Source organism: Streptomyces sp. NPDC054872 (assembly GCF_053610705.1).
The window spans coordinates 88,716-104,393 of the sequence record NZ_JBSGYY010000030.1; the positions used below are offsets into that span (position 1 = coordinate 88,716).

At 72.5% G+C, this 15,678-nt stretch carries 12 protein-coding genes; 5 read left to right on the forward strand and 7 right to left on the reverse strand.

Going from position 1 to position 15,678, the window contains the following annotated elements:
• Positions 1-3 precede the first annotated feature (3 nt).
• Together ACWGIH_RS30560 and ACWGIH_RS30565 are read left to right on the forward strand one after the other, a co-directional pair.
• The gene (locus tag ACWGIH_RS30560) at positions 4-1,200 is read left to right on the forward strand and encodes an FAD-dependent oxidoreductase (protein WP_453448372.1); all 1,197 of its coding nucleotides are present in this window, start codon (positions 4-6) and stop codon (positions 1,198-1,200) included.
• Between the two features lie 82 nt (positions 1,201-1,282).
• Complete coding sequence (locus tag ACWGIH_RS30565) at positions 1,283-1,777, forward strand: hypothetical protein (RefSeq protein ID WP_453448373.1); 495 nt, start codon at positions 1,283-1,285, stop codon at positions 1,775-1,777.
• Positions 1,778-1,852: 75 nt separating this feature from the next.
• Here the strand turns inward: ACWGIH_RS30565 and ACWGIH_RS30570 are convergent, their stop codons facing one another.
• The 7 genes from ACWGIH_RS30570 to ACWGIH_RS30600 all read right to left on the reverse strand — a co-directional run bounded on the left by ACWGIH_RS30570 (position 1,853) and on the right by ACWGIH_RS30600 (position 11,293).
• A complete protein-coding gene (locus ACWGIH_RS30570; RefSeq protein WP_453448374.1) occupies positions 1,853-2,590 on the reverse strand; it encodes a 4'-phosphopantetheinyl transferase family protein in 738 nt (245 codons plus the stop codon).
• Positions 2,590-4,941: a LuxR C-terminal-related transcriptional regulator gene (locus ACWGIH_RS30575; RefSeq protein WP_453448375.1), complete on the reverse strand. Its 2,352-nt coding sequence runs from the start codon at positions 4,939-4,941 to the stop codon at positions 2,590-2,592. Before ACWGIH_RS30575 ends, ACWGIH_RS30570 begins: the two co-directional genes overlap by 1 nt.
• A 52-nt stretch (positions 4,942-4,993) precedes the next feature.
• Positions 4,994-7,213, reverse strand: a complete 2,220-nt coding sequence (locus tag ACWGIH_RS30580; RefSeq protein WP_453448376.1) for an MMPL family transporter — start codon at positions 7,211-7,213, stop codon at positions 4,994-4,996.
• Positions 7,214-7,316: 103 nt separating this feature from the next.
• A complete protein-coding gene (locus ACWGIH_RS30585) occupies positions 7,317-8,228 on the reverse strand; it encodes a TauD/TfdA family dioxygenase (RefSeq protein WP_453448377.1) in 912 nt (303 codons plus the stop codon).
• Positions 8,225-9,850, reverse strand: coding sequence for an AMP-binding protein (locus ACWGIH_RS30590; RefSeq protein ID WP_453448378.1), 1,626 nt, complete (start codon positions 9,848-9,850; stop codon positions 8,225-8,227). Before ACWGIH_RS30590 ends, ACWGIH_RS30585 begins: the two co-directional genes overlap by 4 nt.
• Positions 9,840-10,487: a thermostable hemolysin gene (locus ACWGIH_RS30595; RefSeq protein ID WP_453448379.1), complete on the reverse strand. Its 648-nt coding sequence runs from the start codon at positions 10,485-10,487 to the stop codon at positions 9,840-9,842. Before ACWGIH_RS30595 ends, ACWGIH_RS30590 begins: the two co-directional genes overlap by 11 nt.
• A 26-nt stretch (positions 10,488-10,513) precedes the next feature.
• Complete coding sequence (locus ACWGIH_RS30600; protein WP_453448380.1) at positions 10,514-11,293, reverse strand: thioesterase II family protein; 780 nt, start codon at positions 11,291-11,293, stop codon at positions 10,514-10,516.
• A gap of 345 nt (positions 11,294-11,638) precedes the next feature.
• Here ACWGIH_RS30600 and ACWGIH_RS30605 point away from each other — a divergent pair, with 345 nt between their 5' ends.
• The 3 genes from ACWGIH_RS30605 to ACWGIH_RS30615 all read left to right on the forward strand — a co-directional run bounded on the left by ACWGIH_RS30605 (position 11,639) and on the right by ACWGIH_RS30615 (position 15,621).
• Entirely contained in the window at positions 11,639-11,818 is a 180-nt protein-coding gene (locus ACWGIH_RS30605; RefSeq protein WP_453448381.1) for a hypothetical protein, read from the forward strand.
• A complete protein-coding gene (locus ACWGIH_RS30610) occupies positions 11,815-14,118 on the forward strand; it encodes a TOMM precursor leader peptide-binding protein (protein WP_453448382.1) in 2,304 nt (767 codons plus the stop codon). The genes ACWGIH_RS30605 and ACWGIH_RS30610 overlap by 4 nt, the downstream gene beginning before the upstream one ends.
• Positions 14,119-14,364: 246 nt before the next feature.
• On the forward strand, positions 14,365-15,621 hold the full coding sequence (locus tag ACWGIH_RS30615; RefSeq protein ID WP_453448383.1) for a sensor histidine kinase: 1,257 nt from the start codon (positions 14,365-14,367) through the stop codon (positions 15,619-15,621).
• Positions 15,622-15,678: the final 57 nt, after the last annotated feature.

Consider the following 15,678-nt stretch of genomic DNA (forward strand, 5'->3'; position numbering starts at 1 on the left):
TCCATGACCCGCCCCAAAGCCGTCGTCATCGGTGCCGGCATCGGTGGCCTGACCACCGCCCTCGCCCTGCACCGACGCGGCTGGGACATCACCGTCCTGGAACGCGCCCCCACCCTGGCCCCGATCGGGGCCGCCCTGACCCTGGCCCCCAACGCACAGCGCGCGCTCGCCGCCCTCGACCTCGGTGACGAGGTCACCGCCCTCGCGGCGTGGCAGGGCGACGGCCTGATGTGTGACCCACGGGGCCGCCCGCTGACCCGCACCCACAGCTCGGCCGTCACCGCCCGGTTCGGCGGACCCCTCGTGGTCCTGCGCCGCAGCGACCTGGTCGACCTGATCGTCGACCGGCTGCCCGAAGGCGTCCTGCGCACCGGCGAGGCGGCCTACCTCACGGACGCGGGATCGGCCGGCCGCAAGGCGCACGTCAGCAGCCCGCAGGGGGTGTACGAGGCGGATCTCGTCGTCGCCGCCGACGGCGTGCACTCCAAGACGCGCGCCATCCTCTTCCCCGGCCACCCCGGCTCCGCCTACGGCGGCTGGACCGTGTGGCGCATCCTCGCGCCGACGCCCGGCCCCGGCTTCGTGCCGCACGAGTCGTGGGGCGCCGGCCTCGTCTGGGGCAGCCTGGTCCGGGACCCGGACAGCGTGTTCATCTACGCCTGCGCCGCGACCGAGGAGGGCGGCCGCTCCCCCGACGGCGAGAAGGCCGAGCTCCGCAGGCTCTTCGGCGACTGGCACGACCCCGTGCCGACCCTGATCGGCTCGGTCGGCGAGGACGACATCCTGCGTCACGACGTGCACCACATGGCCGTGCCGCTCGGTTCGTTCCACCGGGGGCGCACCACGCTCCTCGGGGACGCGGCGCACGCCATGGTGCCGACCCTGGGGCAGGGCGCCAACATGGCGATCGAGGACGGCGTCGTCCTCGCCCACCACGCCGTGCCGGGCTCGGATCCGCTCGCCGCGCTCGCCGCCTACGACCACGACCGCAGGCCGCGTACGACCGCGATGGTGCGGCGCGCCGAACGCATCCTGAGGCTGACGTCGCTGCGCTCCCGCGCGGCCGTCGCCACGCGCGACGCGGTCTTCAGGGCCGCTTCGAGGGCCGTCCCCGGCCTGCTCCTGCGCGGCTTCGACGGAATCGCCGACTGGCATCCGCCGACCGTGCGCATCCCGGTGGCCGAGCGCCACCCCCTATGACCCGGACGGCCCGCCGGCCGTCCGTGTGCTCAACACCCCTGCAGTTCCAGCAGAACAGACCCCCAACAGAAGGAAATTGACTGTGCGTCACATTCTCAAGGCCAGCACCGTTGCCACCGCCGCCCTGTTCGCGGGCGGCATCGCCCTCGCCGCTCCCTCCGTCGCGGCCCCCACGACCTCCCAGACCGTGACGGCGTCGTACGACTGCGGCAGCTACGGTGTCTCCGACCTGACGATCGAGGCGTCGGCCGCGGACGGCGTCGGCTCCGTCAAGATCTCCACCAGCAGCGGGCTGGCCCCGATCGACATCCCGGCGAACTCGATCACCGCCACGCTGCGTCTGGAGCGCGCCGGGGGCGGCACGGTGGACTTCACCGGCACCGCCAACGACGCGGCCGCCGCCGGGCAGCCGGTGACCATCGGCGCGCTGACCGGTGCGGTCTCCGCGGGCGACAGCCTCGACTCGTACATCCCGGCCGCGGGCTCCGCCGACACCTCGCTGACCCTCAACATCCTCGGCAGCGAGAACACCTGCAAGGCGGTCTCGAAGCAGACGCCGGGGCCGATCGTCTTCTGACGCACACGGACGTCCTCTGCCGCGGACGTCCTCTGATGGACACGGACACTCCCGGGGGCCTGGCTGTGCGCACAGTCAGGCCCTCGCGGCTGTCCGCCCGCCGTCGGTCCCGTGCACCACCACCGGGGCCGTGGCATCCGCGGGGCGGGCCAGCGCGGCCACGCACGCCTCCCCCACGTTCACCTCACGCACCGCCCAGCGCTCCACGCCGCCCCCGCCCGGCCGCTCCACGACCGCCGACTCCTGCCACGGCCGCACCGCCACCCCGGCGAGGTCCGTGCCGAGGCCGACGCCCCAGGCCTTGACCACCGCCTCCTTCCGCACCCAGCAGCGCATCAGAGCGTCGTCCCGCTCCCCGCCCTCCCCGGCGGACTCGACATGGGCACGCTCCTCCGGCGTGAGCGCGCGGCGGACCACCGCCTCGGCCTCGGGGGCACCCCGGTGCTCCAGGTCGACGCCGACGGGCGCCCCGTACGACAGGGCGAGCAGCCACCACTCCCCGGAGCGCGACACACTCGAACGCCACTCGGAGCGCGGCAGGCGGACGTACGGCGGGCCGTGGTCCCTGCTCCCGCAGCCCGGGCAGCGCGCGACGCCCCAGCGCACCGTGGTCGGCTCGACGCCGTGCCAGCGCGCCACCGTGCGCCGGATCGCCGCTCGGGCGCCCGCGTACCGGGCCCGCGTCACCTCGTCCGTGAAGGAGTCGAAGCGGCGCCTCTCCCGCTCGTCCAGGAGCGCCACGTCCCGCTCGGCCGCCGTGCCGGGCACCTGACCGGCCCAGATGTGGACGCCCGCACGCCCGGCCCCGGCCATCACCCGGCCTGCTGGATGGCGCGTACGACGTGCACCCGCGAGCCGCACTCCAGCTTCTGCATCACCACGCGCAGATGGTTGGTCACCGTCCACTCCGAGATGCCGAGCTGCCTGCCGATCTGCCGGTTGGTCATCCCCTCGGCGACGAGCAGCGCCACCTCGTGCTGCCGTGGAGTGAGCCCGTGCGGGGCGGTGGGCCCGGTGGGCGAAGGCCGTTCCTCCTTGGGCGCGGGCGCGAACAGGCCCGCGATCAGGGCGCTGTGCGGCGAGACCTGACGGGCCTCGAGCCGCAACCTGCGCAGCGCGGCCGGGTCGAAGCCCTGGTGCAGCCGGTCGGCCACGGCCCGCAGCGCGACGCCCTCCTCGGAGACCAGCGCGTGCTGCCGGCGCAGGGCCTCGGCGTGGGCGAGGACCTGGGCGAGCGCCTCCCTGTGCTCCTCGTTCCCGGGCCCCACGGCGACGATCACCATCGTCTCCAGGGCCTCGGCCGCCTCCGCGGGGCCGCTGGTGCCCATCAGGAGCCGGATCGACTCACGGACGTTGACGTACGCCTCCGGGGAGCGGCCGAGCAGTCGGCGCACCCGGGCCAGCGCGTTGAGCAGGGCGGCACGGACCACGACCGGGGACCATGGATCGCGCCAGAACTCAGCGGCGCCGGGCTCCCGCTCGACCGGCGTGCACGGCAGTTCCGCCAGCGCCCGCAGCGCCGGGCGTTCCGCGTCCGGGTCGCCGTGTCCGGCACGCAGGAGCGACTGCGAGCGGCGGGCCAGGGCCGCGCCGTACACATCCCCCGCGGCATCGAGTTCCCTCAACGCGGATTCGAGCAGCGCGGCGGCACCCGCCGTCTCGCCCCTGCGGCGCAGCAGTTCCCCGGTGTGCGCGGCCACCCGCGCCCGGACCGCGGGGAGTTCGGCGGCGGCGACGGCCGCCCGGTCGAGCGCCGCCTCCGCACGCTGCCGCTCGTCACGGCCGAGCGCCCAGCGGGCCACGGCCAGCAGGGCCTCGGCGGCCAGCGCGCCGTCGGCGCACGCGGCGGCGGAGGCTTCCATGGTGTCCACCGCGTCGAGGCAGAGCCCGTGGCCGAGCAGCGGGCCCTCAAGGGCGGTCAGCATGCGCAGCACCCCCGCGTGGTCGCCGCGTGCCCGCAGATGGCCGGTGGCCTTGCGCAGGTCGGGCAGCCTGGCCTCGACGGCCGCGAGGAGCTGGCCCATGTCGCGCCCCGAGCGCAGCCCGTCCGCGAGCACGGCGGCGAAGGCCGTGCAGTGCGCCGCGTGCTGGTCCAGCGCCCGGGCCAGCGCGTCCGGATCGGCCGCCAGGGCCTGGTGGTAGTGGGTGCGCGCCATGCGCGGCAGCCGGAACTCCGGCTCGCCGTCCGGGCCGCGCCCGCTGAGCAGCAGACTCTGGTGGACCAGGGACTCGATGCCGGCCACGGCGTCCGACTGGCCCGCTCCGGCCGCCCTGCGTACTTCCGCGAGGCCGAGCGGCGCCTCGAACACCGCCAGTGTGGCGAGGAGTTCACGGTCGGCGGCGCTCAGCCCCTGGGTGGCCCAGCCGAGGGCGCTGCTGATGCCCTCGTGCCGGGCCGACGCGTCCCGCGGCCTGCGCCGGCCGATGGGCTCGCCCCTGCCCAGCCTGTCCAGGACGGCCTGGGGGCCCTCGGTGCCGACGGCCTCCGCCGCCAGCTCGATGGCCAGGGGGATGCCGTCGAGTTCCCGGCACAGTTCCGTCACCGCCGACTGCGCCTGGGCTCCGTCGAGTCCCGCGCGGTAGCGGGGGCTCACGTGATCGGTGAAGAGCTCCTCGGCCGGTGAGCCCACGCCCGTGGGCAGCGGCTCCGTCACCAGGACGCGTTCGGCCCGGATGTCGAGGGAGACACGGCTCGTGACGAGGATCTTCAGCCGCGGGCAGGCCCTGAGCAGGGCGGAGATGTCCAGGGCCACCCGCGCGGCCACCGGGTCGCAGTTGTCGAGGACGAGCAGCGTCTGGCGCGTGCCGATCCGTGCGGCGGCCGCCCTGACCGTGTCGACGCCGACACTCGACCAGACCGCTGTGGCCCCGGCCGATTCGGCGAGGTCCGTCCAGAGCGGGGGCGCGCCGCCGGCCCTGGTCCGCGCGATCAGCGCCGCGTGAGCCAGATGGCTCTTGCCCACTCCGGCCGGCCCGGTCAGCGTGATCAGGCGTTCCTGAGGCTTGGCCAACAGCCTTTCCAACAGGGCGAGTTCGCCCTCCCGGCCACGGATCACGCCGAAGCCGTGACCCATCAGGCGTTCGGCTTCCGCTTCCGCCGCCACACCGCCGCCCCCCGGCACCGCCGGGATCACGACCTCGTACTCCCGCTCTGGTGCAAACATGTCCGCTCTCCCTTGTGTGGTTCCCCGCAACCCCAGCCGGTGAGTCCTTGGTTCAGGCTCTGCTCACCGCCTCCTCGCGCCCGGTGCTCCCGGTGGTGCCGGGTTCCGGTCGTACGGCGGTGTCGTCCGAGGTCTCCATGCGGTCGAGCCGCAGCGCGGAGTGCAGCCGGCGCAGTGGCTTCGGCGCCCACCAGTTGGCGCCGCCGAGCAGTGTCATCAGGGCGGGCACCAGGAGTGCGCGGACGACCGTGGCGTCGAGGATGACCGCGAAGGCGGTGCCGAGCCCCAGCTCCTTGACGAAGACCAGGCGCGACAGGGCGAGCGCGCCCACCGCCACGCAGAACAGCAGCGCGGCCGACGTCACGATGCGTCCGGTGCGGGCCAGGCCCTCGGCCACCGCCGCGCGGTCGTCGAGGCCCGCCGCCCGCGCCTCCTTGATCCGGCCGAGCAGGAAGACGTTGTAGTCGGTGGAGAGTCCGAAGGCGAGCGCGAAGACCAGCACCGGAGTGGTGGACTCGATGCCGTTCACCGCGTCGAAGCCGAGGTTCCCGTCCTGGAAGACCCAGACGAGGAAGCCGAGCGCCGCCCCGGTGGAGAGGGTGTTCATCAGGAGCGCCTTGAACGGCAGGACGACCGACCCGGTGAAGGCGAAGAGCAGCACCAGGGTCACCACGGCGAGTACGCCGATGGCCAGCGGAAGGCGGTCACGGATGCCGTCCTTCTGCGAGAGGAAGTCGGCGGTCTGCCCGGTGAACCGTACGGTCGTGGGTGCGTCGAGCGACCTGACCTCGCCGGCGGCGTCCTTGGCGACCGTGCCGAGCGGCTCCCCTTCCAGGACGGCGTCGATCTCCCAGTGCGTGGCGTCCAGGCGTACCGGCTTCGCGACCGCCTCGACGCCCGGCACCCCCGCGATCTTCTTCGCGTACGCGTCGAGCTCGCCCCCGTCGGAGGTGTCGGCGACGACGCGCAGCGGTGAGGTGGCGGGCTCCGCGAAGTCGTCCTGCAGGGCGGCCGCGACCTTCCCCGCGCTGATGCTGGTGGGCAGCGCCGACGCGTCGGCGCCGGTGAAGCGGATGCCGAGCATCGGCGAGGCGAGCGCGAGCAGGACGGCGGTGGCGGCGACCGCGACGACGACGGGCCTGCGCATCACCAGCTGCGCGATCCGCCGCCAGCGCCTGACGGCCGGGTCACCCTCGCCTTCGGTCCCCGCTGCCTGCGCGGTGCGCTGCCAGCGCCGCGGCGCCCAGGAGTTGACGCGGTCGCCGAGCAACGCGAGCACGGCGGGCAGCGCGACCAGCGCGAACAGCACCGCGGCGAGCGACGTGATCACGCCCGCCATGCCCATGGACTGGAGGTACGGCTGGGGGAAGACGAGCAGCGCCGCGAGCGCTGCGGCCACGGTGAGCCCGCTGAAGAGCACGGTGCGTCCCGCGGTCTCCATGGTGCGGCGCAGCGCGAGCACCCCGGCTCCGTGCCGCGCGAGCTCGTCACGATAGCGGGAGACGATCAGGAGTCCGAAGTCGACCGCGAGGCCGAGCGCGAGGGCGAACGCCAGGTTGAGCGCCCCGGTGGAGACGTTGTCGAAGAGGGTGACAAGGCGCAGGCCCGCCATGGTGAGCAGCAGCGTGAAGATCGCGCCGATGACCGGGAGCAGCGCCGCGACCAGGCCACGGAAGACCAGGAAGAGCAGCACGAGGACGACCGGCAGGGCGATGCCCTCGGCCGTCGAGAGGTCCTTGGTGGTGACCTCGCCGACCTGGACCATGCCGATGGTCGGCCCGCCGAGGTGGGCGTGGCCGCGCAGCGCCGGGTCGGCGTCGATCGCCTTCTGCAGCGCCTTCTCGGCGTCCTTGGTCTCCTTCTCCTTCATCGGCCTGACCGCGCCGATCAGGACGGTGGAGCGCGAGTCCTCGGAGATGAGGGCCGGGTCACCGGCCGACTTGTAGTCGACGACCCGCTTCACCTCGGGCCGCTCCTTCAGGAGCGCGATGCCCGCCGTCACCGCATCGGGCTGCGGCCCGCCGGGGTCGATGGCCTCATCCGTGCGGATGAGAAGCGCGTACCCCTGCTGGGCGTCGATGCCGGTGGCTTCCTGGATGACCTCGCGGGCCACGGTGTGCGAACCGGTCGGGTCGTCGTAGTCGGCGAGGCCGTTGGTCACCTTGCTCTGCAGGGTGCCGCCGAAGAGGGCTGAGAGCACGGCGAGGCCGATGACCACGTACAGGGTCAGCCTCCGCTTCGCGTGGAGGGCGGAGCCCAGGGCAGAGAACATGCGAGATCACCTTCGAGGTTCGGTGGTACGGGGGCGGAGGCCGGCGCCGGGGGGTGGTACCGGCCTCCGCCGGTCGAGGGCGCCGCCGGTTCGGCGGCGCGGGTCAGGCGGCCACGGGCGCGGTGGCTTCGACGAAGCTCAGCGCGTTGTAGATGGTCCGCCGGGGGTCGGTGATGGCCCTGCGGCCGTGCATCACCCGGGTGTTGTCGATGACGGCGACATCCCCGTCGGCCCAGTCGAGGTTCTCGGTGAGGGCGCCGGTGGTCTCGGTGACGGCGGCGAGCAGCTCGTCGGAGAGCTCGCTGCCGTCCGCGAAGGTGATGCGCGGCTTCTCGTAGTTGAAGGACGGGCCGAGGATGCTGTTGGCGAAGGAGATCCGCTCGCCGAACAGCGTCGCTCCCGCCGCCGGTGTACGGAACGCGTAGCGCACCCCGCCGTCCGCCTCGGGCGTCACCTCGGTGCCGGGCATCGAGGCGGCGAGGGCGACGAGCTCGTCGACGGTGATCTCCTCGGCGGGCCGGCCCGTGAGGTGGTGGGCCATGGCGCGCCACTGGGGCTCGGCGACATGCCTGCTGTAGACGATGTCCTGGCCGAGGAACGCCATGCGTACGGGCTCCGCGAGCTCGTCCCACACCCGGTAGCCGTCGCAGACCGTGGTCTGAGAGCCGGAGGCGGCCGCCTTCTCGCAGAAGAACCAGGCCAGATGCGAGCGGAAGGGGCTGTTGCCGTTCTCGGTGTGCAGGCCGACCTCGGCGACGCCCGCGTCGACCTTCTGCGCGACCTCCGAGTAGAAGTCGCGGGCCGGGTCGAGGGTGGTGGAGGTGGAGGTGCGCTGCACCAGGTCCGTGAACGAGGCCATGTCGGCGCCGAAGCCGCGCAGGAGGAGGAAGCCCGCCTCGGCGAGCAGGTCGAGAAGTTCCTTGGGCTCGACGCCGGCCAGGGCGCCCGGCTCGGCGGGCGTCACGAGCAGTCCGCCGCCGGTGCCGTACGGAGTGGTCCTCAGGGCGGTGCTCATGCGGTGATCTCCTCGGGTGCGGTGCGGGTCAGCAGGTCACGGACGGCGTCCCTGCGGGGGCGTCCGGTCACGGTGAAGAAGGTGGTGTACTCCGGGTCGTCCTCGGCCATGAGGCGTACGGAGGTGGCCCGTTCGATGGCGGAGAGGTGTCCCGCGCCGAACTCCTCGATCCGGCGGCGGGCCTCGACGCGGTCCGTGCCGGCGTCGATCACGAACAGGCCGAGCACCTCGTCGAGGCCGTCCGCGACGACGGCCGCCTCGCGCACGAAGCCGAGTTCGCGGTAGCGGGCCTCGACCCACTCGGGGGACAGATTGCGTCCCGCGGCCGTGATGACCAGGCTCTTCTTGCGGCCGGTGATCCGGATGTAGCCGTCGTCGTCGATGGTGGCCAGGTCGCCGGTGTGCAGCCACCCCTGGTCGTCGACGACCACGCTGGAGGGGTCCTCCTGGGTGTAGCCGGCGAACAACGACGTGCTCTGGATGAGCAGTTCGCCGTCCTGCGCGAGCCGCGCCCGTACGTGGTCGAGCGGCCGGCCCACCGTGCCGAACCGGAACTGCCCGGGGAAGTTCCAGGCCACGACCGAGCTGTTCTCGCTCAGGCCGTACCCCTCGTACAAGGGGATCCCGAACGCTTCGAGGCGCTCCAGGACGTCGAGCGAGACGGGCGCGCCCCCGCAGGCGATGAAGACGGGCCCGGTGTGGCCGAAGAGCCGGTGCCTGCGCTGGGCCAGGTCCTCCGTGGGGTTCTGTTCGCACAGCGCGAGCAGCAGGCCCGCGACGGTGGGCGGTACGACCATGGCGGTGGGCTGCGCCTGCCGGAGCAGCGACAGCATCCGCGGGCCCGCGTCGGCCACGGTGCCGATCAGGGCGGTGCCGGGCGGCAGGAAGGTGACGCTGCCGCCGTTCAGGAACGGCATGTAGAGCCCGGCGACCTGTTCGATGAGCAGGCTCAGCGGCACCACGGAGAGGTAGCGGCCGAAGACCGCGTCGTCGACCCGGCCGCCGAGGGAGGCGAGCAGTGCCTCCATGCCGTGCAGCCTGACCCGTACGCCCTTGGGCGCGGAGGTCGTGCCCGAGGTGTGCACCACCTTGACGACGGTGTCGTCGGCGGCCTCCGCCTCGGCGATCTCGGCTGCGAGCGACGGCAGTCGGGCGCCGGCGGCGGACTCGATCAGCCCCGGCAGGTCGATCCCGACCACCGCGCAGTCCGCGGGCAGGACCTGGGTCCCCTGGTCCGCGGCGCGCTTAAGCCACCGCTCGCCCCGCGCGTCGACCAGGCAGAGGTCGGCGTCCGCGAGCAGCGACGCGGCCTGTTCGGCGGTGAAGGCCATCGGGACCGGGATCTCCACCGCCCGCGCGAACAGGGCGGCCAGGTCGGCGACCACCCACTGCGCGGAGTTGTCGGCGAGCAGCCCCACCCGCACGGGGCGGCCGAGCGCGTCCCCGCGCCTGCGCAGCTCGGCGGCGAACACCCGGGCCGCGCCGATGAGTTCACGGTAGGTGTGCCGGACTCCGGGCCCTCCGGTAGTGGAGAGGACCTCGACCATGACCGCGTCGCTCTCGGCCCGCTTCAGGAGCCCGGCCGTCAAGGAGGTGGTGCGGGACGTGACGTCAGGCAGCACGGGTCAGCTCCGTTCGGTTCGGGGAGAGCAGGCGGATGTCGACGGAGTCGAGTGCGTAGCGTTCGACGCCCGTGACCAGCTGCTGGGAGTGGTCGGCCAGGCGGCCCCAGCGCACCGCGGGCCGCTGGTCGTAGAAGGTTCCCCAGCGGGCCAGTTCCTCGGCGCCCAGGCGGGTGCCGTCGGCGTCGCACAGGCGGTGGGTGATCAGGCCGAGGCGCTTGGCGAGCGCCGCCGACCGGTTGGTCATCGTCATGGCGGCGTACGACCGGCCCAGGCAGGCCTGGATCAGCGGGAGCGCGCGGTAGATCTCCGCGCCCGCCAGGTTCGCGACCGAGGCGACGCTGCCGAGCTGCACGATCTGGTGCCGTCGTACGTCCTGGCCGGCCGCCTCGCGCAGCGCGTCCTCGATCGGCCCGTCCAGATACCGCTCGAGGAAGATCGGCCCGTTCTCCGGGAAGGAGATCCCGATGCAGGCCTCCACCTCGTCGGGGCCGCCGTCCTTCCGTCCTACGTACGCGATGAACTGATCCGGATCCGGGGACACCCGCGCCCCGAAACTCGTCCCGAACACCTTGCTGACCAGCGATGCGGATTCCAGCCAGACCGGAGTCCCCCGCCGGGCGATCACTATCTTCACGTTCCGTGTTCCTTTCGAGAATGGGATTACTCGGCCGGTACGGCACCGAACTCGCTCAGCACCCCCGCGAGTTCATCGAGGAGGGCGCCCTCCTGGGAGCGGACGAAGAAGTGTCCGCCCGGCATCGTGCGCAGCTCGGCCCCCCGGCTTCCGTGCTCCGACCAAGCGGCCATCTTGTGGACCGGCACCAGCCGGTCCCGCTCCCCCACGAACAGGCGCAGAGGCACCCGCAGCGGTTCGATCTCGTCCTCTTTCACCACCCCCGAGCAGAGCCTGAGATCGTCCCGGACCAGCGGCATGAAGCGCTGACGGAATCTGCGCCGCGCGGCCAACTCGGGCGGAATGCCGCCCAGTTCCGCGAGCCGTGCGGCCAGTTCCTCGTCGTCCGCCGCCGGGTCCAGGATCCGGTTGGGCGGGATGTGGGGCGCGCGGTGGGAGCTGAGGACGAGCGCCCGCGGCAGTACGGCACCCCGCCGCTGTCTGCGCAGGGTCAGCGCGTGGGCGATGAACGCCCCCATGCTGTGCCCGTAGAGCAGGTGGGGCCGCGAGAACGCGGCGTCCAGCTGCTCGTCCAGCTCCTCCACCAGCGCGTCCAGGTCGGTGAACCTCGCCTCGTGGGCGCGCTCCTCACGGCCCGGCGGCTGCACCGGCAGCACCTGGACTCCGGCGCCACGCACGTCGAGCTCCCGCTGCCACCGTGCGTAGGCGGACGCGCCGCCGCCCGCACAGGGCAGGCAGAACAGGTTCGGCCCGGCGGCGGCGGCGTGCGCCGCCTGCGGCAGGTACGGCGTCTCGGTGACCCTCATGGACACCGAAGATTCCATTCGGACCGGGGCCGGAAACAGTGGGTGCGTACCGGCGTTCGGGGTGGGTTTCTCTGCCCCGGGATGTGACCACGTCACACCCGTGAAGAATTCACAACGCCGGAATCAAATCCTCCAGAAGAGCCCCTGCCATTCGGTGGGGCGAAGGTGAATGGAGGTTTCCGATTACCGCGGCGTTCCCGGGGCAACCCGGGAGTGAGATATGAAGGTGGCGCATGGGAAAGTCTCACCCCCCAGTGATGAGCCCTTCACTTTCTGCGGACGCTTTCCCCGTATGAGGATCCTGGCAACGGAGAACGCCTCCCCAGACCGAAAAGGAACGTGCTGATGATCGAGATCATTGCCGGCGCACTCACGCTCCCCGCCGCCACGGACAGCCACTCTTCCCCGCGTCCCGCGCTCGTCGTGGACCACCTCGACTCCGGCGCCGACGACGCGGTGGCCCTGTTCACCTTCTGCACCCTCATGTCGGGTGCCGGCACGGTCAACGAGCTCTCCCACGCATGACGCCCACGGGGGAACAGACCGCGTTCGTCGAGTTCAAGAGCCACCTGCGCTGCGCGGTCGTCCCCGGGGAAGCGGCCTATCTGGTGTCGCACTCCGGGATCACGGCACTGCGCGGGGCGCAGGCGGAGGCGCTGGCCCCCCTGCTCGACGGGACCCGCACACCCGCCGCCGTCGCCCTTGCCGCCGCCGCCTCCCTGTCCGCGGAGGAGGTCGGCGACGCACTGCGGGTCCTCACGGACGCCGGGCTGCTCCGCTTCCAGCAGCGGGCCGGCAGGTCACCGGCAGACCGGGCCGCCGAGGCCTACTGGGATCTCGCGGGCCTCGACGGTGCCCGCGCCACCGAGGAGGCGGCGCGGGCGGCCGTGCGGATCGTGACGCCGTCCGGGCCTTCCGGAGAGCCCCGGCTCGCCGACGAGCTCCGGGTCCGCGAGGCCTGCGCGGCCTCGGGCCTGCGGGTCACCGACTCCGCGGCGGACTCCTGCCTCAGCCTCGTCCTGTGCGACGACTATCTCTCCCCCGGCCTGCGCGAGGTGGACGCCGAGCACCGGGCGACGGGGCGCCCCTGGCTCCTCGTACGCCTGGGTGGTCCCGAGCCGTGGTTCGGTCCGGTGTTCCGCCCCGACGACGGGCCCTGCTGGTCCTGTCTCGCGACCCGGCTGCGCGGCCACCGCTCCACCGAACTGCCCCTGCAGCGCGCGCTGCGCCTGGACCACCCGGTGGCCAGGCCGGCGGCCGACCTGCCGACCGGGCGCGCCCTCGCCGTGCAGGCCGCGGTCCTCGAGGCGGTCAAGTGGGCGAGCGGGCTGCGCAGTCCGGAGCAGAGCGCCGTACGCACCCTCGACACCCTCACGCTGCGGACCGCGACCCACCTGGTGTCCCGCCTCCCGCAGTGCGCGTCGTGCGGCGACCCGTCGCTCATGAGCGAACGCGGCTGGCGGCCCACCCGGCCGCAGAGCCGCCCGAAGGCCGCGGACGGCACCGGCGGCGGTCACCGCGCGCTGGGTACGGCGCTGATGCTGGAGCGCTACGGCCACTTGGTCGGCCCGATCACGGGCGTGGTGAAGGAGATCCGGCGGGCGCCCGGCGCCCCCGACTTCACCCAGGCCTATGTGTCGGGCCAGAACCTCGCCATGGAGGCCAGCACCCTGTCCGGGCTGCGCGCGGGGCTCCGCTCGCTCAGCGGCGGCAAGGGCCTGACCGCCGAGGAGGCGAAGGTCAGCGCGCTCGGCGAGGCCATCGAGCGCTACAGCGGCACCCGGCGCGGGGACGAGGCGATGGTGCGCGACACCTTCCGCGGCCTCGGCGACGTGGCCCTGCACCCCAACTCCTGCCAGCTGTACGACGACCGGCAGTTCCGCGACCGGTCCCGCTGGAACGCGGCCCGCTCGCCCTTCACCCACGTACCGGAACGCTTCGACGAGAACCGGCCCGTCGACTGGACCCCCCTGTGGTCCCTGGCCACGGGCACGCACCGGCTCCTGCCGACGGGCATGCTGTACTTCCCCGCCGACAGGGTGTCCCCGCACGAGCCGGTCGCCGACTCGAACGGCAACGCCGCCGGCAGCAGCTTCGAGGACGCCGTGCTCCAGGGCTTCCTGGAGCTGGTCGAGCGCGACGCGGTGGCCCTGTGGTGGTACAACCGCACGCGTCAGCCGGGCATCGACCTGCACTCCTTCGCCGAGCCCTACATCGACCGACTGCGCGAGGGCTACGGCCGGTTCAACCGCGAGATCTGGGCACTCGACCTCACGTCCGACCTCGGCATCCCCGTCGTCGTGGCCCTCTCGCGGCGCACCGACAAGCCCTCCGAGGACATCATCTTCGGCTTCGGCGCCCACCTCGATCCCCGTGTCGCGCTGCGCCGGGCCCTGACGGAGATGGGCCAGCTCCTGCCCGCCGTCTCGGGGGCGTGTCCCGACGGCTCGGGCTACCGCGTGGACCAGCCGGAGGCCGTCGACTGGTGGCGGCGCGAGACGACGGCCACCCAGCCCTATCTGACCCCCGCCCCCGACGCGGCCCCCAGAGCGCCCCACTCCTGGGAGTACACCGCGAGGGGCGACCTGCGGGACGACCTCTCGGCGGCCACGGACCTGCTCGCCTCGCACGGCATGGATCTGCTCGTACTCGACCAGACCCGCCCCGACATCGGCCTTCCGGTGGTCAAGGTCGTGGTTCCCGGGCTCCGGCACTTCTGGGCGAGATACGCGCCCGGACGCCTCTACGACGTTCCCGTCGCGCTCGGCCGGATCGCGGAACCGACGCCGTACGCGGAACTCAACCCGATCCCTCTCTTCGTCTGACACGAGTTCACGCGTCACGCGTGCGGGAGAGGCATTTCTCCGGGTGCCACACAACGCAAAGTCCGAGCCCGGCCAAGCGAGTTCATGCGAAAGCACGGTTTTCTCCGGAAGGGACTGATGCGCGGCCATCCCACGTAAGGTCTGCTGGAAGAGCGTTGTGGCCGAATACCACGGGCCCGGGGTTCGGGAGCGCCCGACAAGACGCGCTCTCGTACGCTCTCCTGGCAGAAGAGGAGCACTTCGAGGATGCACAGCGACACCAAGGACACGTCTGACGTGGCTGGTTCCAGATGGAGCCCTCGGCCTGCCCCCCGGCTGGCCCACGTCATCCTGTTGGCGGCGCTCATCTGCTATCTCGGCATCACCGCGATCAACCTGCTGAGCCAACGGCCCTCCACGCCGGAGCTCATCACCGGACTCGTCACGCTCTCCGCCGTCTTCGGCCTGCAACTCGTGCATTCCAAACCGGGAGCCGACCGCGCCTCACCCTGGACGAAGGCCGCCACCCTGGGCGCCCAGGCCCTGCTCACCTATCTGCCCCTGGTCTTCTTCGGCATCCTCTGGGGCGCGATGGCCGGCTTCCTCGGCGGCTCGCTGCTGCTCCTGCTGCCGCCCCGGGCGGCCTGGCCGCTCTACGGGGTGACCGGGCTGAGCCTGCTCGTCCCCGGGATCATCGCCGGGATGTCGGTGATCGACCTCGTCTACATGTGCCAGAGCACTCTGCTCACGGGCCTGGTGATCTACGGCCTGTCCCGTCTGTCGTCACTGGTCGACGAGGTGTACGCCGCGCGCGCGGAGATCGCCAGGATGGCCGTCGCCAGTGAACGCCTGCGCCTGGCACGGGACTTGCACGATCTCCTCGGCTACAGCATCTCCGCGATCGTGCTCAAGAGCGAGCTCCTCCAGCGCCTGATCCGGGCCCAGCATCCGCGCGCCGACCAGGAGGTGGAGGAGGTCCTCGCCATCTCCCGGCAAGCTCTCGGCGACGTCCGCAGGGTGGCCCGCAGCTACCGCGACATGTCGCTCGTACCCGAGGTGTCGTCGGCCAAGTCGGTGCTCGACGCGGCGGAGGTGGAGGTGGAGGTGGTCCTCGACCCCGCCGTCGAGGAGATCAGCTCCCAGGCCGGCACGGCGCTCGCCACGGTCCTGCGCGAGGGCGTCACCAATCTGCTGCGCCACAGCAAGGCGTCACGCTGCAACATCACCGCGGTGGTCGACGACGGAACGGCCCGGCTGACGATCATCAACGACGGTGTGGTGGACGACTATCACGACGCATCCCCGGACAGCGGAAACGGCCTCGGCAACCTGGAACAACGGCTCGGCGAGATCGGCGGCAGACTGATCACCGAACGCGAGAAGGAGATACCCCCGGACTGCGGGGGCTGGTTCCGTCTCGTCGCCGAGGTGCCCGCGCAGGCCGTCGGCCGAAACAGTGTCGGCCGAAACAGTGCGGAACAACCCCAGAAAACCGGGCGAATAAATCCGAATGGCGCGTTCTAGGCGGCTGATAACATGTGCCCGCGAGCAACAACGGGGGTTCGCGATACGGGTAATCAT